The sequence below is a fragment of the Actinoalloteichus hoggarensis genome, from assembly GCF_002234535.1.
In the GTDB taxonomy this organism is placed as follows: Bacteria; Actinomycetota; Actinomycetes; order Mycobacteriales; family Pseudonocardiaceae; genus Actinoalloteichus_A; species Actinoalloteichus_A hoggarensis.
In genome coordinates this window covers 2,095,583-2,113,271 of sequence record NZ_CP022521.1, presented here as the reverse complement: position 1 = coordinate 2,113,271, position 17,689 = coordinate 2,095,583, and the positions used below count along the sequence as shown (strand labels likewise).

Below are 17,689 nucleotides of genomic sequence, written 5' to 3'. Positions count from 1 at the left end.
CGTTTGAGCGGCGGGCAATCTTTCGACAGCAGGCCCGGCCCAGCCCGGCTCGCAGCGGCGAGCGCCATCATGGTGTTGTCATTGGCCCACCGCGCTCGGGGATGGAGGCAGGGATGCTCGACCCGCACTGGGTGTTCGCGGGCGCGGTGCTCGGGCTGGTCGGCAGCGTCCGCTATGCGTTCGCGATCACGCGGGGACGAGTACGCCCGAATCTCGTCACCTGGTCGCTCTGGGCCGCCGCACCCTTGATCGGCTTCTTCGCCCAGTTGGACTCCGAGGTCGGTCTTCCCGCCGTGATGACGCTCGCCGCAGGGGCCGGACCGCTGATCGTGATCCTCACGAGCGTGATCGCCCGACGCCACTACACCCGGCTGGGCGTCCTCGATCTCGTCTGCGCGGGGATCGCCTCGCTCGCCCTGTGCGTCTGGCTCGGGCTCGGCGCGGCACCGCTGGCCGTGCTCTTCGCCGTGGCCGCCGACGCCGTCGCCGCACCGCCGACGATCGTCAAGGCATGGCGCCACCCCGATTCCGAGAACGTCTTCTTCTACGTCCTCGTCGGTGTCGGCGCGACGATCACCCTTCTGACGATCGCCTCGTGGGAACCGCAGTCCTGGGCCTTCGCCCTGTACCAGGTCGCCCTCTGCGTGCTGCTCATCGGCGTCATCGCGACCCGGCGGCGCGCCCACGCGACACGACTACGCCCCCGGACGTGATCGGTCGCGCGTCCGGCGGCTGCTTGGCGGACCGCAGCATGCTGATCCGCCGCCCACGACTCCCGTCGTCGGCCGGGTCCATCGCACCCGACCTCGACAGGCACCGCGCGACCCTCGTCGACCGACGACGACCCGGAAAGCAGCCGCGCCGCGGGTCAGGCGTCCTCGGCCAACAACACCCGAGCGTCGAAACAGGTGCGATCCCCCGTGTGACACGCCGCCCCGACCTGATCGACGACCAACAGGACCGTGTCCCCGTCGCAGTCCAGCCGGACCTCCCGGACATGCTGGGCGTGCCCCGAGGTCTCCCCCTTCACCCAGTACTCCTGCCTGCTCCGCGAGAAGTACGTCGCCCGCCGGGTCGTCAGAGTCCGACGCAACGCCTCGTCGTCCATCCAGCCCACCATCAGCACCTCGCCGCTGCCGTGCTGCTGGGCGACCGCGCACACCAGGCCGTCCGCGCCGCGCTTGAGCAGGGCGGCGATCTCCGGATCGAGCATCTCGTCGTTCATCGGCCGCCGGGGCCCTCCAGTCCGAAGAAGCCCCGTGCGGGGCCGGTGTTGAGCAGCACCACCGCGTAGACGGTGCCCGCGGCGGCGAGCCCGCCGAGGACCCGCACCCACCAGAAGCCGTCGTTCAGCACGAACTGGAGGTACAGCAGGGCCACGAGCACGGCGATGACCATGGCGAAGACCCGCAGGCCCGCACGGCCCGTGAACAGGCCCGCGGCGGCCGAGCCCACCGCCAGGAAGATCACCAGTGGCAGGCCGACGACGTCGAAACCGCCCTCGGTGAGCCAGCGGATGATCCCGACCAGCAGAAACGCCGCCGCGCCGCCGGCAAGGGCCAGTGCCGCGACCCGCACCTCCACAGGCGTGCCGGACGAGCCCGCACCGGTCCCGCTCATCGGACGACCACCCCGGCCTCGCGCAGGCCGTCCTTGACCTGGCCGATCCGCAGTTCGCCGAAGTGGAAGACGCTCGCGGCCAGCACCGCGTCGGCGCCCGCGTCCACCGCCGGGGGGAAGTGCTCGACGGCGCCCGCGCCGCCGCTGGCGATCAGCGGCACGCCCACCACCCGACGAATCGCCCGGATCATGTCCAGGTCGAAGCCCGCCTTCGTGCCGTCGGCGTCCATCGAGTTCAACAGGATCTCGCCGACCCCGAGCTCCTGGCCGCGCTCCGCCCACTCCACCGCGTCCAGTCCCGTGCCCCGGCGACCGCCGTGGGTGGTGACCTCGAAGCCCGACGGCGTCGGCGGCCGGCCCTCGGGCACCCGGCGGGTGTCCATCGACAGCACGATGCACTGGGCGCCGTAACGCTGCGACGCCTCGCGGAGCAGCTCCGGCCTGGCGACGGCGGCGGTGTTCAGGCTCACCTTGTCCGCGCCCGCCCGCAGGAGCCTGTCGACGTCGCCGACGGCCCGCACCCCGCCGCCCACGGTGAGCGGGATGAACACCTGCTCGGCGGTGCGGCGAACCACGTCGAAGGTGGTCTCCCGATCGGCGGAGGAGGCCGTGACGTCGAGGAACGTCAGCTCGTCCGCCCCCTCCGCGTCGTAGGCGGCGGCCAGTTCGACGGGATCGCCCGCGTCGACGAGATCGGTGAAGTTGACGCCCTTGACCACCCGGCCCCGATCCACGTCGAGGCAGGGGATCACCCGGAGTGCTACGGACATGCCGACCAGCCTACGGCGGCGGTGAGGTCGCCTTCTCCGTGCGGTGTCGCATCCAGTAACGGCCGAACAACGCGATCACCGGCAGCGTGCACAACAGCGGACCGATCACCGCGATCGGCCGCTCCAGCCACCAGCCGACGTCCGGCACGGTGGTGTCGTTCACCGGGCTGCCCTGGATCAGCCACGTCACCACCTGAGACAGCGCCATCCCGGTGGTGTGGAACAGGAACAACGGCAGGGCGAACCGGTTGATCACGTCGTTGAAGCGCTGCCACCTCGCCCGCTGCAACAGGACCTGCATCCGGGGGCGCAACACCTCGACGGCGCCCATCTGGAAGGCCAGCAACGCGACGATGACGAAGGTCGGCGGCGCCATGTTGGAGAGCCGATCACCCGGCACCCCCACCATGGAACCCGGATAAAGACCGGAGAACACCAGACCGGCCAGCGCGAACAGGCCCACCCACAGCACCACGGGACCGAACCGGCGCCCGACCCTGGCCAGCCGCTGGTAGAAGAAGCCCGCCTGATGGGCCAGCCCCCACACCAACAGCATGTTCAGCCAGCCCAGCAGTTCCAGTCCGTACCGGAAGCGCAGGACGTCCACCAGCATCGCGGCGCCGCCCATCCAGATCAGCGCGAGCAGATCGAAGCGGCGATGCAGCCACAGGCTGAACGGCAGCAGGGCGATGAGCACCAGATACACGGCCAGGAACCACAACGGGCTGATCACCAGCAGCACCACCTGCCCCATCCAGCGCAGGTTGAACATGGTGCTCAGCACGCCGCCCAACACCACCCAGGTGAGCAGCAGCGCGCCGCCGGGCACGGCGAGCTGACGCAGCCGGGAGCCGACGAACGCGGCCAGGGTCGTGCCCCTGGCCTTGGCCCGCTCCCAGGAGACCATGTGCACATAGCCGCCGATGTAGAAGAACACCGGCAACACCTGGAGCAGCCACGTGGCGATCCACAGGCCCGAGGTGAAGCCGAGCGGGCTGGTGGCCTCCGGGCCGTCGGGCCCCCACACCAGGATCGTGAACGCCCAATGCCACAGGACCACCACCAACAGGCTCATCGCGCGCAACAGGTCGACATAGCGGTCGCGGCGGCGATCGGGCTTCGAGGACGGCGCGGAGGAGCCGGCGGGGCGGGCCGGTTCGGGGGGTGGTGCGGGGGTGGGGGCTGGTGTGGGGATGGGAGGCCGGGCTGCGGCTTGGGCGCGGGCCTCGGCGGGGGCTTGGGCGGGGGCTGGCGCCGGGGCGGACGACCGAGCCGGGCCGGGCTCCTCCGTCGCACCGTCCTCCGGCGAGTTCGGCTGCTCCGACGGGGTCGAACTCGACACTCGGTGATTCCCTTCTCGACCCGCCATGCGGCACCATGGCGGCGGGATGCCTCGACGACGATCCGGCCTGGCACGAACCCGGTGGCCCGAAGCGACCGGGGTGGCCGCCATGGCCGCGCTGCTCACTGCGGGAACCGTGAGCGGCAACGTGCTCCTGCCCCCGAAGGCCTACCCCGTCGGAGGCCTGTCGGCCACAGTAGCCGCGCTCTGCGTCGCAAGGCGTTGCGGGCTGTCACGGGACGACATCGGTATGGGGCCGGATTCGGTGTCCGCCGGGCTGCGGGTCGGCGGTGCCGCCACCGCGGCGATCAGCGCCGTCGGACTCGCCGCGCTGGCCGTCCCGACGCTGCGTCGGGCCTTCGAGGACGATCGCGCGGCCGATGCGGGCGTCGGCGAGCTGCTGTGGAACGTCCTGATCCGGATTCCCGTGGGCACCGTCCTCCTGGAGGAGGTCGCCTTCCGGGGCGTCCTGCCCGCGCTGACCGGCGCCCGCACCGGGCACCCGACGCGGGCGATGATCCTCTCGGCGGGCATGTTCGGCCTCTGGCACGTGCTGCCCGCCCTGCGCCTCGCGGGGGACAACCGGGCCGTGGAGGCGGCGGTGGGACACGGCAGGCTGCCGACCGTCCTGGCCGGGGTGTCGAGCACCTTCGTGGTCGGGCTGGCCCTGCACGCCCTGCGTGTCCGAGGCCGAGGCGTCCTGGCGCCCGCGCTGGTGCACCTGGCGACGAACTCGGGCGGGTATCTCGTCTCCTGGCTCGTCCAACGCGCCGCCCGCCGCAGGCGAGCCCCTGTCTGAGGCGTCCGTGCCGGTGCGCCGGGCGGGAGCATCGGCGGCGGAACGGCAGGAGTGCGCGGTGTCCGGAGCCGTCTCGTCCCGACATGGCACCGGCCTTCCGACTCGGCGCCCGCCGTCTCCGAGCGGGTGAACGCGGACGAGACGCCGTGAGGGCGTGGGACCTCGCCCGCGCGTCAGCCGGTTCTCGTCACAACGTCCGTCGATGCCGTGGGCGGGAACGGCGGCGCCGATCCAGAGCGGTCTTCGGGGAGTCGGTGTTCGCGGTCACCGATCGAGAGCCTCTGTCGAGTGCCGTGCTCGGACTCGGTGATCGGAGACCGCCCCCGGCGAGTGCTGCTCGACTCGGACCTCGGCCCGCCCGCGTCGAGCAGCCGGAGCCGGCCTCCGCCAGGCCGCGTCGAATCCGACCGCGGCTGCCGGGTGACGTCGGCGGGCGGCCCTGAACAAGCCCGACCCGCACCGGCGACCACGTCCGCCACACCGAGCCGAGTCGGCGCGGCACCGCTCACGACACCCGAGGAGGCCGGACTCCGACCCGCACCACGACCGAGATGAGCCGGAGCTGAGAGAGCCGGAACCGGGACGACCTGACACGACCGAGCCGAGCCCGGTCGCCGGGCCGCCCCGGCCGGTGAGAGTGCGCGGTGTCTTCCGCCGCCGAGCGGCATCGACGGCGGTCAGGCTTGCCTCAGCGCACGGCGGCCAGCGCGTCGGGCAGGGTGAAGGCGCCCGCGTACAGCGCCTTGCCGACGATGGAGCCCTCCAGGCCCGCGGGGGCCAGCTCGGCCAACGCGGTCAGGTCGGCGATGCTCGACACGCCGCCGGAGGCGATGACCGGGGCGTCGGTCCGGGCGCAGACGTCGCGAAGAAGGTCGATGTTCGGGCCGCGCAGCGTGCCGTCCTTGCTGACGTCGGTGACGACGTAGCGGGCGCAGCCGTCGGCCTCCAGCCGGGTGAGGACCTCCCAGAGGTCGCCGCCGTCGCTGGTCCAGCCCCGCGCGGCGAGGCGGTGTCCCTGCTCGGTGATGCGGACGTCCAGGCCGACGGCGACCGCGTCACCGTGTTCGGCGATGACCTTCGCGCACCAGGCCGGGTCCTCCAACGCGGCGGTGCCCAGGTTCACGCGGCGGCAACCGGTGGCCAGGGCCGCCTGCAACGACTCGTCGTCGCGGATGCCGCCCGAGAGCTCGACCTGCACGTCCAGCGCGCCGACGACCTCCGCGAGCAGCTCACGATTCGTGCCCCGGCCGAACGCCGCGTCGAGGTCCACCAGATGGACCCACTCGGCACCGTCGCGCTGCCAGGCGAGGGCCGCCTCCAGCGGCGAGCCGTACATGGTCTCGGTGCCCGCCTCGCCCTGGACCAGGCGAACTGCCTGACCGGCTGCGACGTCGACGGCGGGAAGCAGGGTGAAAGTCACGGGACGCACTGTATCGGGGCACACCGGCCGAGCCGCCGGGCTCACCCCCGCTCGCGCGGGGCGGACGCCCTCGCCACCGCGCTCGGCGTGACACAGCACGGCTCACTCCCGCTGCGCGGGGCGGACAGGTGGACAGGTGACTGACGGTGCAGTCCAGCGGCTCACCCCCGCTGCGCGGGGCGGACGCCAGTTCCAACGGTGAGTGACCAGACATGCACGGCTCACCCCCGCTGCGCGGGGCGGACCCTTCGCGAACTGGGGTTTCAGAAGCTCGTTATACGTTTGAGATCGAACGCTGAGGGATTGTCCGGATACACACGGTCACCGTACCGCAGCGTCGCGCAGCACTCGGCCGTCATCACGATGGACGACTCGCACACCCGACCGGCAGCCTGGAGGACGTCGTTTCTCGCTCGGGTGCGCGGCGCTCTCCACGTGAGGCGAGGCCCGCCTCGACTGAATCGGCTGGCCGCGCTCCCCGCCCCGCCCATCGACCTGGTCGCGGATGCCGTGACCGGCCGCACCAGCAGGGCCGGCGCCCTGCGCAGCTCGGACCGTCCTCGGCCTGGTGAGGACCCGCCGGCAGTATCCGAGCAGGAGGTCACCACGATGAGTCTGCGAACCGTTCTCGCCAGCGCAATCGATCCCGACCGTTGGGAGACCACGGTCGTGGCCGATCCTGCCGAGGTCGAGCTGCTGGTGAACCGGCTGGCCTCACCGGCTGTCTCCGACGCCCAGATCGAGCATCTCGGGCGCCCGGCTTATGTCGACGAAGACGGCGAGTCCGGGCCGGATCACCTCGTCTACGCAGGAGTCCACGACGGTCGGGGTTACCTCGACTACATCGGTGCCCGTTTCGGCGGGGACCTGCCCGCAGTCGGGATTCTCGACGGCGATCCCGACTCGCCGGAATGGCAGGGCGCCGGCCATGCCTTTCATCGCAGCTCGGGTGTCACTCTCGATTCGTTCCACCGTCTCCTCGTCGACCTGCTCCGATCGGGCAGACCGTCTGAGCGGGCGCGATGGCTTGACGGAGAGGTCCACCCGACAGCACCCCCTGCGTATCACCCCGCCGCCGGAGACAGGTGAACGGAATCTCCGACGACATCGGCGGACCCGTTACTCCCGTATGTGGACAGGTGCCACACGGCTCACGCCGCGCCTAAGGCCACACCCGCCGAGACGCTGCGTCCCAGCGGCGGCAATCGGCCCATCCCGGCTTGCGCGGGAAGCCCCAGGCCATGCGTCTGGGCTAGGACAGGCCGCACCAGACGCGCCAGACCGCAGACGAAACCGACGCCAACAGCCGAGCCCCGGATGAACGACCCCCGCGACGACGAGTCGGCGCCCGAGCGGCGGCCCGTGCCCGACCGGGCACGACGATCGGGGCGGCCCGGCCCTCAGCGCTCGCCCTGATCGCGGCGGAGGATCACCACGGCCGGGATGCCGAGCACCGCCACCAGCAGCGCCAACGCCGTCCAGCCGGACAGCCCGAAGCCGACGAGCACCGACTGCCCGGCGCCGCCCACCAGCGCGATGATGATCAGCACCGCGACGAGCCGGGTGCCGCCGCCGCGACGCACCATGCCGTACCGGCGGGGCCTGCTCACCGCAGCGTCTCCAGCCAGTTGGACAGCAGCGCGGCCCCCGCGTCGCCGGACTTCTCCGGGTGGAACTGCGTGGCCCACAGCGGGCCGTTCTCCACGGCCGCGACGAACTCCTTGCCGTGCACGGCCCAGGTCACCTGCGGCGGCAGGAACGGCGGAGTCGGCTCCAGCGTCCAGGATCGCGCGGCGTAGGAGTGCACGAAGTAGAAGCGGGCGTCGGCGTCCAGGCCGGCGAACAGCCTGCTCCGCGCGGGCGCCCGGACGGTGTTCCAACCCATGTGCGGGAGGACGTCGGCCTCCAGCCGGTCGACCGTGCCGGGCCACTGGGCGCAGCCCGCCGACTCCTCGCCGTGCTCCACGCCACGTTCGAAGAGCACCTGCATCCCGACGCAGATGCCGAGCACCGGACGGCCACCCGCCAGCCGGTCGTCGATGATCTTGTCGCCGCGTACGGCACGCAGTCCCGCCATGCAGGCCGCGAACGCGCCGACCCCGGGCACCACCAGACCGTCGGCGGCCAGGGCCGCGTCCCGATCCGAGGTCACCTCCACGGTGGCGCCTGCCCGTTGCAAGGCCCGTTCCACGGACCGCAGGTTTCCCGACCCGTAGTCGAGCACGACGACGTCTGCCACGAAACCCAGGCTACCGAGGCCGTCCACCCGGTCTTCGCACTCCCCCGGCGCGCGAACCCGGCGCCGCACTCCGAGTCGGCACTCCGACTCGACGCTCTCCCCGACGCCCGAGTCCGGTGCCCGAGGCCGACGGCCGAGTCCGGCGCCCCAGGCCGACGGCCGAGCCCGTCACCGAGCCCGGGGGCGCGTCGGCGACGTAGGCCTCGCCGGGATCGTCCAACGCCACCGAGGCCGGGCACGCCGCGCGAGCGCGGACCCGCGACGCGCGGTGATCGTCTCGATACTTCGACGTAGGTAGAGCTTTGGCTATGCTTAGCTCATGTCCCGACTCCGCGATCAGTTGACCATCGGCGAGGTCGCGACGCGAAGCGGGGTTCCCCACACCGCGCTGCGATTCTACGAGCAGCGCGGGCTGATCTCCTCGGAGCGGACCGGCGGCAACCAGCGGCGTTACGCCCGCACCGTCCTACGACGGCTGGCGTTCATCCGGGCCGCGCAGCGCGTCGGCATGAGCCTGGACCGGATCGCCGACGCCCTGGCCACGCTCCCCGCCGACACCAGCCCGACCAAGGCGCACTGGGCCCGGCTGTCCGCCTCCTGGCAGGAGGAGCTGGACGCCCGGATCGACGGCATGCAGCGGCTACGCGATCGACTGGCCTCCTGCATCGGCTGCGGCTGCCTGTCGCTGAGGTCCTGTTCACTGCACAACACCGATGATCAGCTCGCCGACCTCGGGGCGGGCGCCACCGGCCTACAGCCGACGTCGGAGGGCGGCCGCTGAACGGTCGCGCGGCCGAGACGTCGGGGGGCACGCCCCCCTGGTCACGGGGCCAGGCCTCGGCGCGGACGCCGTGTCCGCGTCCGCCGCGGCCCGCCGCTCGGCGAGAGCGGCGAGAACGGCCAGGTCAGACGACCTACTCGTCGTCCGGGGCACGAAGGCCCGCAGGCGGGACGCCGACCGGGACGACCCGGACTCGGTCCGCCCGCACACCCGGCGCCGGCCCGAGTCCGCGATCAGCCGCTCCCCCGCACCCTGCCGCCGGAACGGGCGCCGGTCAGATCAGCCAGAGGACCGTCGCGGTGCCCGCGAGCGCGGCGGCGACCAGCAGCAGGATCGCGAAGGTCTTCGCGGTCTTCCAGAGCGAGATCACCCCGCCCAACAGGAAGCCGGTCACCCCGAGCAGGAGCAGCCACACCCAGTCACCGTCCACCGGACACCTCTCGTCGCGCGGCCACGCCGCCGTCCACACCTGGTCGGGCGAGGCTACCCAGGCCGCGTCGCCTGCTCAGAGGGTGCCCTTCGTGGACGGCACTCCGGTGACCCTCGGGTCCGGCTCGACGGCGGCACGCAAGGCCCTGGCGACCGCCTTGAACTGCGCCTCGGTGATGTGGTGCGGGTCGCGTCCGTGGATCACCCGCACGTGCAGGGCGATCTGGGCGTGGAAGGCCAGGGAGTCGAAGACGTGCCGATTCAGCACGAAGGGGTAGTTGCCACCGATCGTGAAGGTGACGAACGCCTCCGGCTCACCCACGTGCACGCAGTACGGCCGGCCGGAGAGGTCGACGGCGGCATGGGCGAGGGTCTCGTCCATCGGGATCCAGGAGTCGCCGAACCGGCGGATGCCCGCCTTGTCGCCCAACGCCTGTCGGAGGGTCTGCCCCAGGACGATCGCGACGTCCTCCACGGTGTGGTGCGCGTCGATCTCCACGTCGCCGCGCGCCGCGACACTCAGATCGAAGGAGGCGTGGCTGCCCAACGCCGTGAGCATGTGGTCGTAGAACGGGACCCCGGTGTCGATCTCGACCTGCCCGGTTCCGTCGAGTTCGATCTCGACGGTCACCGAGGACTCCCTGGTGATGCGTTCCACCCTTGCCGACCGGCTCATCGGCCGTCTCCTCGCTGCTCGTCTCACCAGGGCGACCCGATCGCCCGTCCACGCCTTCGGCCAGCGTAACGAAAGCCGATCCCGACAGGTCGACCGTCTCAGGCGGCGGGCGGCCCCCGGCCGACACCCGGGACCCGCGCGCCCGCCGCGCACCGGTGGACCACGGCCCTCGGCGCGCGGCGATCGTATGATCAGTGGCGTGCCGGTCACCTCGGAGGAGCTGAACGAGTTCGAGAAGCACCGCACTCGACTGTTCGGGATCGCCTATCGGCTGCTCGGCTCCGCGAGCGAGGCCGAGGACGCCGTGCAGGACACGTTCCTGCGCTGGAACGACGCCGAGCACGCCGCCGTCCGGGAGCCCGTCGCATGGCTCACGCGGGCGCTGACCAACCTGTGCCTCACCCGCCTCGCCTCCGCCCGCGTCCGCCGCGAGAGCTACGTCGGTCCGTGGCTGCCGGAGCCGGTGATCACCGAGGACGCCGCGTTGGGTCCGCTGGACACCGTGGAGCAGCGCGAGTCGGTGTCCATGGCCTTCCTCGTGCTGCTGGAACGGCTCACCCCGCCGGAGCGGGCGGTGTTCGTGCTGCGGGAGGCCTTCCAATACAGCCACCGCGAGATCGCGGACATCCTCGGTCTCACCGAGGGGAACTGCCAGCAGCTCCACCACCGGGCCCGCGAACGGGTGGGACGGGACCGGTCTCCCTTCACGGCGAGCCCCGACGCCACCAGGCGGATCGCCCAGCGGTTCCTCGACGCCGCGCGGGGCCTGGACGTCGCCGGGCTGGAAAGCCTGCTGGCCGCCGACGTCGTCTCGTGGTCCGACGGCGGTGGCAAGGCCCAGGCCGCCCGCAGGCCCGTCTTCGGCTCCGACCGGGTGGCTCGGCTGCTGGCGGGCTGGGTGCGCAAGGGCGGCCCCGACGTCACCGCCACCATGGTCGAGGTCAACGGGCAGCCCGCGATCCTGGGCTTCCTCGCCGGGCGGCTCACCCTGGCCGTGTCCCTGGACATCGCGGACGGTCGGGTGGCGGCCGTCCACGCGGTCGCGAACCCCGACAAGCTGGCCTTCCTCGCCGCCCAGCTCGCACCCTCACGATGACGTGATCACCGTCACGCCGCGTCGCTGTCAGGAATGACGCGCCCATTCGGTTCAGGAGGCGACGAACCGAGTGGGAAGGGGACGACGATGACTCATCGCATCGTGATCATCGGCGCGGGCTATGCGGGACTCACGGCGGCGGCGCGGGTGGCGCGTCAGGTCCGCGACGTCGAGGTGGTGCTGGTCAACGCCAGGGACACCTTCGTGGAGCGGGTGCGCCTGCACGAGATCGCCGCCGGGGCGGCGGTCGGCGAGCACGCCCTCGCGGACCTGCTGCGCGGCACCGGGGTGCGACTGCGGATCGGACGGGTGGAGTCGATCGACCCGGAACGCCGCGTGCTGCGGATCGCAGGCACCGCCGGCGACGACGCCCTCGATGACGGCACCCTCGGCTACGACACGCTGGTGTACGCGCTGGGCAGCGTCGCGGGTGCCGGTGTCCCCGGCGTCGCCGAGCACGCCGAGGACGTCGCCGAGCTGGGCACGGCACGCGGACTGCACCGACGGGTGCTCGACGTCGCCGCCCGAGGCGGCACCGTCACCGTCGTCGGCGGCGGACTCACCGGAATCGAGGCGGCCACCGAACTCGCCGAGACGCATCCCCGACTCCGGGTGCGGCTGCTCGTCGGCACGACGGTGGGCGCGATGCTCTCCACCAAGGGCCGGGCGCACCTGGCGCGGGTGTTCGACCGATTCGGCATCGAGGTGCGGACCGGTGCCAGGGTCACGGAGGTACGGGAATCCTCGCTCGTGCTGGCCGACGGCGAGACCGTCGACACCGACATCACGGTGTGGGCGACGGGCTTCGGCGTTCCCGACCTCGCCGCACGGGCAGGCCTGGCCGTCGACGCGACGGGCCGTGTCCTGGTCGACGACACCCTGCGCTCCACCTCGCACCCCGAGGTCTACGCGGCGGGCGACGCCACGGCGGTCCGGCTGCCCAGCGGCCGAGAACTGCGGATGGCCTGCGCGACGGCCAAGCCCCTCGGCCGGCACGCGGCGGACTCCATCGCCGCCCGGCTGGCGGGCCGCACGCCCCGTCCCTTCCGATTCCAGTACCTGCTCCAATGCATCAGCCTGGGCCGTCGAGACGGGCTGATCCAGTTCGTCGACGCCGAGGACGCCCCCAAGGAACGGGTGCTCACCGGCCGCACCGCCGCCCGGTTGAAGGAACTCATCCTCCGCTACGCGCTGCGGACCGCCTACCAGACGGGTCCGTATCCGCCCCGGCGGCGGGTGAGCGGCCGGCAGCCGGCGCACAGCACGCACGCCTGACACACCGACACGACTCCGGCGGAGCCCGTCCCGCGACGGGCTCCGCCGCCGGTCGGGTCGGCACGGCTAGAAATCCCGCCGGTACAGCGGTGAGAACTGCCACGGGACGAAATCCTCATCGGAGAACAGCGCGTGGTAGACGCGGACGTTCTCGGGGTCGGTGATCCACAAGGTCATGTCCAGGCGGTGTTCCAGCGTCTCCCGGCTCGGGAACGTGATGCCATGCTTGCCGAGGACGTCGAAGATCTGCCGCTCGACCGGCTGAAGATCGTCCTCATTCGGGTAGAGCAGCCGTTCCCATCGACGGTTTCCCGTCCGCGCGAAGACGGCGAGCGGGCCCAACATCGAGATCTCCAGCGCCCAGGACCGCTCCTCGAGGGTGATCCTGCATCCGAAGGAGACCTGATAGTTGGGGTCGGTCCATGATTCCTCGACCAGTACAGAATCGAGCTCCCGGATCTCCCGGAAGACCATCTCGTAAGGCCGCTGTTCCAGCTGCCGATCAACGAAGACGTAATCGGGATCAGCGAGGTCGCCGCCGTAGGCCTGGGTGATGAAGGCGACGATGTCGAGATCGGTCATGTCAGGTCCTCAGGTCGTCGACTGGTTCCGGGGCCGCAGGGATGTCCGTGAAGCCGCCCCTTGTGGTCAAGGTGAGAGCGCACTCGGTTCTGATAACGCCCACACCCGTCCACTCCCACGGGGTAACCGAAGTCGTGCTCACGCACGTAGGTCCTGTCCTTATCGATCGGCTGCCCCCTGTCCCAGGCTTCTCGACTGAGTCGATGGGCGGACTCGACGTCGAAGAACGCCGATTCGCCCTTCGGTCCGTTCTTCCGCGATGCGTACTCCCTGGTCCCCAGCACGTGCCGAGCCTGCTTCTGCGTGCTGATCCTGGTGGGCTCGTCGGGCCAGTCCGGCGGGGTGGCCCGGTCCACGGTGGTCGGATCGACCGGCGGCCCGGCGGGAGCCGCCGACCCGAGCGGGACCAGCCCCAGGACGCCGATCACGTACTCATCGAGGTGGCTGCCTGCCGCGCCCCAATGACCCGCCGTGCGGCGCAACGTGTCGCGGGCATGCCGCAGTCGATCGCGAGCCTCGGTCACCAGGGGATTACGGGACTCGCCCGCCAGCACGGCGACCTCGCGAAGGATCCCGTCCTACCGGTCGGCCTCCGCCAAGGCCTCGGCCACCGGCAGTTCGGCCTGCACGGCCGCCAACGCGGCCACCACCTCCGCCAGCTCGGACATCTACACCATTTCCCGATAAGCGGTCAGGGCATGGGCGGTGTCCCGGACGCCTGCCGCGCACTCCTCCACGCCGATCCCCGCCAGTCGCAGCCGCCGGAGCGCGTCGGCTGCCGCGCTCGCGTCGCTGCTCGCGAGCACCCGACCCAGCGCGCCCAGGGCCCGCGTGCCGGCCTCGGTCAGCGGTCCGGACGGGAACATCTCCAGCCGTCGGGTCAATCCGAGCAACTCGCTCTGCAACGCAGGCACCGACATGACATCACTCCGCGATAGACCGAACTCGGAGCGTGAGGATATCGGCAGGCGGATCGTCCGCGAAAGCGAGAAGACCGGCAGCTGCCTCCGTCGGGACGGGCCGGAGCCGTCCCGCTTGGCCGCGCAGGCCGTGAACCCATGACGAGGTCCCCGTCCACGAAGAACGCGTGATACACCCGAACGTTCTCGACATCGGTCGTCCGCAACGCCATGTCCTGATGTCGCTTCGACGCCGCGCGGCGCGGAAAGCCGATGCCCTGCACCGTGAACACGCCGAGGACCCGCCGTTCGACCGGTTCCAGATCGGACTCGCCCGGGTAGAGCGGTCGTCTCCATCGACGATTCGAGGGCCCGGGAACGTTCCTGCGCGGTGAGCCGATCAGCGATGACGACCTGACGGATAATTCCGTTGCCGTCCACACTGCGCGCTGTCGATGATGGCGGCCATGACCGCGACCCGACGCGCCGACATGTTCACCGCCGACGGCAGGCCGTCCGACGACGACCCTCGGGAGCACGGCCCGCGGCTGGGCGACGAGCGCACCACCATGGTCGAGTCACTGCGCCGCCAGCGCCTCACGCTGGAGATGAAGTGCGCCGACCTCGATGCCGAGGCCATGGCGCGCCGGGCCGTCGAACCGTCGACGATGTCGCTGCTGGGGCTGGTGCGGCATCTGGCGGAGATCGAACGTGCGACGTTCAGGGTGATGCTGGCCGGGCAGGATGCTCCCCGGCTGTTCTGCACTCCGACCGACCGCGACGGCGACTTCAACGGCGCCGTCGCCGATCCACAGGTCGTCGCGGAGGCATGGGAGGCCTGGCGGAGCGAGGTGGCCTTCGCCGAACGGTTCGTCGCCGACGCACCGAGCCTCGACGTCCTCGGCGACGATCCCTTGAATCAGCACGGCAGCGGCGGCGGGCCGATGTCGCTGCGTGAGGCGCTGATGGGGATGATCGAGGAGTACGCCCGGCACATGGGCCACGTCGACCTCCTCCGCGAACGCATCGACGGCCGACTGGGCCAGTGATCACGGCGGGGCCGTGCGGGACGGACATTCAGAGACCCGCTCGGTCCGGCTGCCCTGAATACGTCGTGCGCGCCGCTCAGCCGGGGCCGCCCTGAATCCGTCGCGCCGCCGATCACCGCGCCGAGGCCGCCCGCGCCGCCGCTCCGAGGCCGTGGCCCGCGGGCGGCCCGCTCAGCCGATGTCGAAGCGGGCCGCGACCTCCTCACTCGCGCGGAGGAACGCCTCGTTCTCCACGGGCGTGCCCACCGTCATCCGCAGCCGGCCGGGGATGCCCACGTCCCGGATGAGGACGTCGCCGTCGAGGTAGGCCTGCCAGGCCGCCGCGGGATCGCCGAACCGGCCGAACAACAGGAAGTTCGCGTCCGAGTGCACCACCGAGAAGCCGAGCCCGCTCAGGGCGGCGGCGACCCGCTCCCGCTCGGCGACCAGCGCGGCCACCGAACCGAGAGTCGCCTCCGTGTGACGCAGAGCCGCCCGCGCCGCGGCCTGCACCAGCACCGACAGGTGATACGGCAGCCGGACGAGCTGGAGCGCGTCGACGACGGCGGGGGCCGCCGCCAGATAGCCCAGCCTGCCGCCCGCGAACGCGAAGGCCTTGCTCATGGTGCGGCTGACGATCAACCTCGTCGGGAACTCGGCGAGCAGCCGCACCCCGCTCGGCGCGGCGGAGAACTCGCCGTAGGCCTCGTCGAGCACCACGATGCCCGGCGCCGCCGCCAGGAGAAGCCGCAGATCGTCGAGCGGCACGGCCTGCCCGGTGGGGTTGTTCGGACTGGTCACGAACACGATGTCCGGCCGGTGCTCCTCGATCGCCCGCACGGCCGCCGCCGCGTCCAAGGAGAAGTCCGCGCGGCGGGGAGCGGCCACCCATTCGGTGCGGGTGCCCGCGGCGATGATCGGGTGCATCGAGTAGGACGGCGCGAAGCCCAGCGCCGTGCGACCGGGGCCGCCGAAGGCCTGCATGATCTGCTGCAACACCTCGTTGGACCCGTTGGCCGCCCAGAGGTTCGCCGCCGCCAGCTCGACACCCGTCACCCCGCGCAGGTAGGCGGCCAGGTCGCCGCGGAGGGCGAGCGCATCGCGATCGGGATACCGGTGCAGGTGCGCGGCGACCTCCCGCACCGACTCGGCGACGTCGGCGACGAGTTCCGGCGGCGGCGGATAGGGGTTCTCGTTGGTGTTCAACCGGACGGCGACGTCGAGCTGCGGGGCGCCGTACGGGCTCTTCCCCCGCAGGTCCGCACGCAGCGTCAGGGCGCCGAGATCGACCTCGGCGCCGGGGATCGAGGACGACGTGGTCATCGGCGCCCGTCCGTCCGCACCGCGACGGCCTGCCCGTGGGCGGGCAGCCCCTCGGCCTCGGCCAGCGCGATCACCTGGTCCGCGACCTCGCGCAGCGCCGTCTCGTCGTACTCGACCACGTGGATTCCACGTAGGAAGTTCTGCACGGACAGGCCGCCGGAGTGCCGGGCGCAGCCGCCCGTGGGCAGTACGTGGTTCGAGCCCGCGCAGTAGTCGCCCAACGAGACCGGCGAGTAGGCGCCGACGAACACGGCCCCCGCGTTGCGGACCCTGGCCGCCACCGCGGCCGCCTGCGCGGTCTGCACCTCCAGGTGCTCGGCGGCATAGGCGTCCACCACCCGCAGCCCGGCGTCGAGGTCGTCCACGAGGACGCAGCCGGACTGCCTGCCGCTCAGCGCCTCTCGGACCCGCTCGGCGTGGCGAGTGGCGGGGACCTGCACGGCCAGCTCCGCGTCCACCGCGTCGGCCAGCGCGGGCGAATCGGTGACCAGGACGCTCGCCGCCAGCGTGTCGTGCTCGGCCTGGCTGATCAGGTCGGCAGCGACGTGCACCGGGTCGGCCGTGTCGTCGGCGAGGATCGCGATCTCGGTCGGGCCCGCCTCGGCGTCGATGCCCACCAGGCCGCGCAGCAGTCGCTTGGCACCGGTGACGTAGATGTTGCCGGGGCCGGTGACCAGGTCGACCGGGTCGAGCACCCGGCCGTCGGTGTCGCCGCCGCCGTAGGCGAGCAGCGCGACGGCCTGAGCGCCGCCGACGGCCCACACCTCGTCGACGCCCAGCAGCGCGCAGGCCGCCAGGATCGTGGGGTGCGGCAGGCCGCCGTGCTCGGCCTGCGCGGGCGAGCACACCACCAGCGACTCCACACCCGCCTCCTGGGCGGGCACCACGTTCATCACCACGCTGGAGGGATAGACGGCCAGGCCGCCGGGCACGTACAGCCCGACCCGACCGACCGGCACCCAGCGTTCGGTCACGGTGCCGCCCGGCGCCAGCGTGGTGGTGACGTCGGTGCGCCGCTGGTCGGCATGCACCAGCCGTGACCGGCGGATGGCCTCCTCCAGCGCCGCCCGCACGCGCGGGTCCAGCTCGGCCAAGGCCTTCTCAAGCCGCTCGGCGGGCACGGTGACCCGCTCCGGCCGCACCCCGTCGAACCGCTCGGTGAACTCCAGCGCCGCCTCGACACCTCGGGTTCTGACCGCGTCGACGATCGGCCGCACCCGATGCAGCACCGCGTCCACGTCGATCTCGGCACGCGGAAGGACCGCGCGCAGTTCGGCGGGACTCGGGACTCGACCACGCAGGTCGGTACGGGAGAGCATCGGGCTCCTCTGGGTTCTCGACGCGGCACGACTGCCGCGACCAGCGTAGCCGGCACGCAGGTCGCCGATCGGCAGACCCGCCGTGAGCCGC

21 protein-coding genes are annotated in these 17,689 nt (G+C 72.0%); 7 read left to right on the top strand and 14 right to left on the bottom strand.

Translation table 11 applies throughout. The annotated features are described in order from the left end of the window. Nucleotides 1-113 precede the first annotated feature (113 nt). Nucleotides 114-713, top strand: coding sequence for a hypothetical protein (locus AHOG_RS09400; protein ID WP_093941008.1), 600 nt, complete (start codon nucleotides 114-116; stop codon nucleotides 711-713). Nucleotides 714-868: 155 nt separating this feature from the next. Here AHOG_RS09400 and hisI read toward each other — a convergent pair whose 3' ends face one another. Genes hisI through AHOG_RS09380 form a run of 4 tightly spaced genes read right to left on the bottom strand, consistent with a single transcriptional unit; the run spans nucleotide 869 to nucleotide 3,477 of the window. Further along, the gene (gene hisI / locus AHOG_RS09395) at nucleotides 869-1,225 is read right to left on the bottom strand and encodes a phosphoribosyl-AMP cyclohydrolase (protein ID WP_093941007.1); all 357 of its coding nucleotides are present in this window, start codon (nucleotides 1,223-1,225) and stop codon (nucleotides 869-871) included. Continuing rightward, nucleotides 1,222-1,620, bottom strand: a complete 399-nt coding sequence (locus tag AHOG_RS09390) for a hypothetical protein (protein WP_093941006.1) — start codon at nucleotides 1,618-1,620, stop codon at nucleotides 1,222-1,224. Before AHOG_RS09390 ends, hisI begins: the two co-directional genes overlap by 4 nt. After that, nucleotides 1,617-2,390, bottom strand: coding sequence for an imidazole glycerol phosphate synthase subunit HisF (hisF, locus tag AHOG_RS09385; RefSeq protein WP_093941005.1), 774 nt, complete (start codon nucleotides 2,388-2,390; stop codon nucleotides 1,617-1,619). The genes AHOG_RS09390 and hisF overlap by 4 nt, the downstream gene beginning before the upstream one ends. Nucleotides 2,391-2,400: 10 nt before the next feature. Further along, entirely contained in the window at nucleotides 2,401-3,477 is a 1,077-nt protein-coding gene (locus tag AHOG_RS09380) for an acyltransferase family protein (protein WP_376700032.1), read from the bottom strand. A 301-nt stretch (nucleotides 3,478-3,778) separates the two neighbouring features. On the opposite strand from AHOG_RS09380, the gene AHOG_RS09375 reads away from it, so the two are divergent. Further along, nucleotides 3,779-4,531 carry a CPBP family intramembrane glutamic endopeptidase gene (locus AHOG_RS09375; RefSeq protein WP_157736733.1) on the top strand — a complete coding sequence of 251 codons (753 nt, stop codon included), beginning with the start codon at nucleotides 3,779-3,781 and terminating at the stop codon, nucleotides 4,529-4,531. 688 nt (nucleotides 4,532-5,219) lie between these two features. On the opposite strand, the gene priA is transcribed toward AHOG_RS09375, so the two are convergent. After that, nucleotides 5,220-5,951, bottom strand: coding sequence for a bifunctional 1-(5-phosphoribosyl)-5-((5-phosphoribosylamino)methylideneamino)imidazole-4-carboxamide isomerase/phosphoribosylanthranilate isomerase PriA (priA, locus tag AHOG_RS09370; protein ID WP_093941002.1), 732 nt, complete (start codon nucleotides 5,949-5,951; stop codon nucleotides 5,220-5,222). 609 nt (nucleotides 5,952-6,560) lie between these two features. Here priA and AHOG_RS28430 point away from each other — a divergent pair. Next, entirely contained in the window at nucleotides 6,561-7,040 is a 480-nt protein-coding gene (locus tag AHOG_RS28430; protein WP_157736732.1) for an Imm1 family immunity protein, read from the top strand. A 311-nt stretch (nucleotides 7,041-7,351) separates the two neighbouring features. Here AHOG_RS28430 and AHOG_RS09360 read toward each other — a convergent pair whose 3' ends face one another. Both AHOG_RS09360 and hisH read right to left on the bottom strand, forming a co-directional pair. After that, complete coding sequence (locus tag AHOG_RS09360) at nucleotides 7,352-7,561, bottom strand: hypothetical protein (RefSeq protein WP_157736731.1); 210 nt, start codon at nucleotides 7,559-7,561, stop codon at nucleotides 7,352-7,354. Continuing rightward, the gene (gene hisH / locus AHOG_RS09355; RefSeq protein ID WP_093940999.1) at nucleotides 7,558-8,190 is read right to left on the bottom strand and encodes an imidazole glycerol phosphate synthase subunit HisH; all 633 of its coding nucleotides are present in this window, start codon (nucleotides 8,188-8,190) and stop codon (nucleotides 7,558-7,560) included. The genes AHOG_RS09360 and hisH overlap by 4 nt, the downstream gene beginning before the upstream one ends. 319 nt (nucleotides 8,191-8,509) lie before the next feature. Between hisH and soxR the strand changes: the two genes are divergently transcribed. Next, complete coding sequence (soxR, locus tag AHOG_RS09350) at nucleotides 8,510-8,971, top strand: redox-sensitive transcriptional activator SoxR (RefSeq protein WP_093940998.1); 462 nt, start codon at nucleotides 8,510-8,512, stop codon at nucleotides 8,969-8,971. 274 nt (nucleotides 8,972-9,245) lie between these two features. Here the strand turns inward: soxR and AHOG_RS29045 are convergent, their stop codons facing one another. Further along, the gene (locus AHOG_RS29045) at nucleotides 9,246-9,401 is read right to left on the bottom strand and encodes a hypothetical protein (RefSeq protein WP_169725833.1); all 156 of its coding nucleotides are present in this window, start codon (nucleotides 9,399-9,401) and stop codon (nucleotides 9,246-9,248) included. Nucleotides 9,402-9,476: 75 nt separating this feature from the next. Further along, a complete protein-coding gene (gene hisB, locus AHOG_RS09345; RefSeq protein WP_093940997.1) occupies nucleotides 9,477-10,076 on the bottom strand; it encodes an imidazoleglycerol-phosphate dehydratase HisB in 600 nt (199 codons plus the stop codon). A 187-nt stretch (nucleotides 10,077-10,263) separates the two neighbouring features. Between hisB and AHOG_RS09340 the strand changes: the two genes are divergently transcribed. Both AHOG_RS09340 and AHOG_RS09335 read left to right on the top strand, forming a co-directional pair. After that, nucleotides 10,264-11,172 carry an RNA polymerase sigma-70 factor gene (locus AHOG_RS09340; protein WP_093940996.1) on the top strand — a complete coding sequence of 303 codons (909 nt, stop codon included), beginning with the start codon at nucleotides 10,264-10,266 and terminating at the stop codon, nucleotides 11,170-11,172. 87 nt (nucleotides 11,173-11,259) lie between these two features. Beyond that, entirely contained in the window at nucleotides 11,260-12,447 is a 1,188-nt protein-coding gene (locus AHOG_RS09335) for an NAD(P)/FAD-dependent oxidoreductase (protein ID WP_093940995.1), read from the top strand. A gap of 66 nt (nucleotides 12,448-12,513) precedes the next feature. Here AHOG_RS09335 and AHOG_RS09330 read toward each other — a convergent pair whose 3' ends face one another. The 3 genes from AHOG_RS09330 to AHOG_RS09320 form a co-directional block, all read right to left on the bottom strand. Then, a complete protein-coding gene (locus AHOG_RS09330; protein WP_093940994.1) occupies nucleotides 12,514-13,029 on the bottom strand; it encodes a hypothetical protein in 516 nt (171 codons plus the stop codon). Then, nucleotides 13,026-13,553 carry a hypothetical protein gene (locus AHOG_RS09325; RefSeq protein ID WP_157736730.1) on the bottom strand — a complete coding sequence of 176 codons (528 nt, stop codon included), beginning with the start codon at nucleotides 13,551-13,553 and terminating at the stop codon, nucleotides 13,026-13,028. Before AHOG_RS09325 ends, AHOG_RS09330 begins: the two co-directional genes overlap by 4 nt. A gap of 144 nt (nucleotides 13,554-13,697) precedes the next feature. After that, complete coding sequence (locus tag AHOG_RS09320; RefSeq protein WP_093940992.1) at nucleotides 13,698-13,949, bottom strand: hypothetical protein; 252 nt, start codon at nucleotides 13,947-13,949, stop codon at nucleotides 13,698-13,700. Nucleotides 13,950-14,395: 446 nt separating this feature from the next. On the opposite strand from AHOG_RS09320, the gene AHOG_RS09315 reads away from it, so the two are divergent. Continuing rightward, nucleotides 14,396-14,977: a DinB family protein gene (locus AHOG_RS09315; protein ID WP_093944311.1), complete on the top strand. Its 582-nt coding sequence runs from the start codon at nucleotides 14,396-14,398 to the stop codon at nucleotides 14,975-14,977. Between the two features lie 171 nt (nucleotides 14,978-15,148). On the opposite strand, the gene AHOG_RS09310 is transcribed toward AHOG_RS09315, so the two are convergent. Together AHOG_RS09310 and hisD are read right to left on the bottom strand one after the other, a co-directional pair. Then, complete coding sequence (locus AHOG_RS09310; protein ID WP_093940991.1) at nucleotides 15,149-16,279, bottom strand: histidinol-phosphate transaminase; 1,131 nt, start codon at nucleotides 16,277-16,279, stop codon at nucleotides 15,149-15,151. Then, on the bottom strand, nucleotides 16,276-17,598 hold the full coding sequence (gene hisD / locus AHOG_RS09305; RefSeq protein WP_093940990.1) for a histidinol dehydrogenase: 1,323 nt from the start codon (nucleotides 17,596-17,598) through the stop codon (nucleotides 16,276-16,278). The genes AHOG_RS09310 and hisD overlap by 4 nt, the downstream gene beginning before the upstream one ends. Nucleotides 17,599-17,689 lie beyond the last annotated feature (91 nt).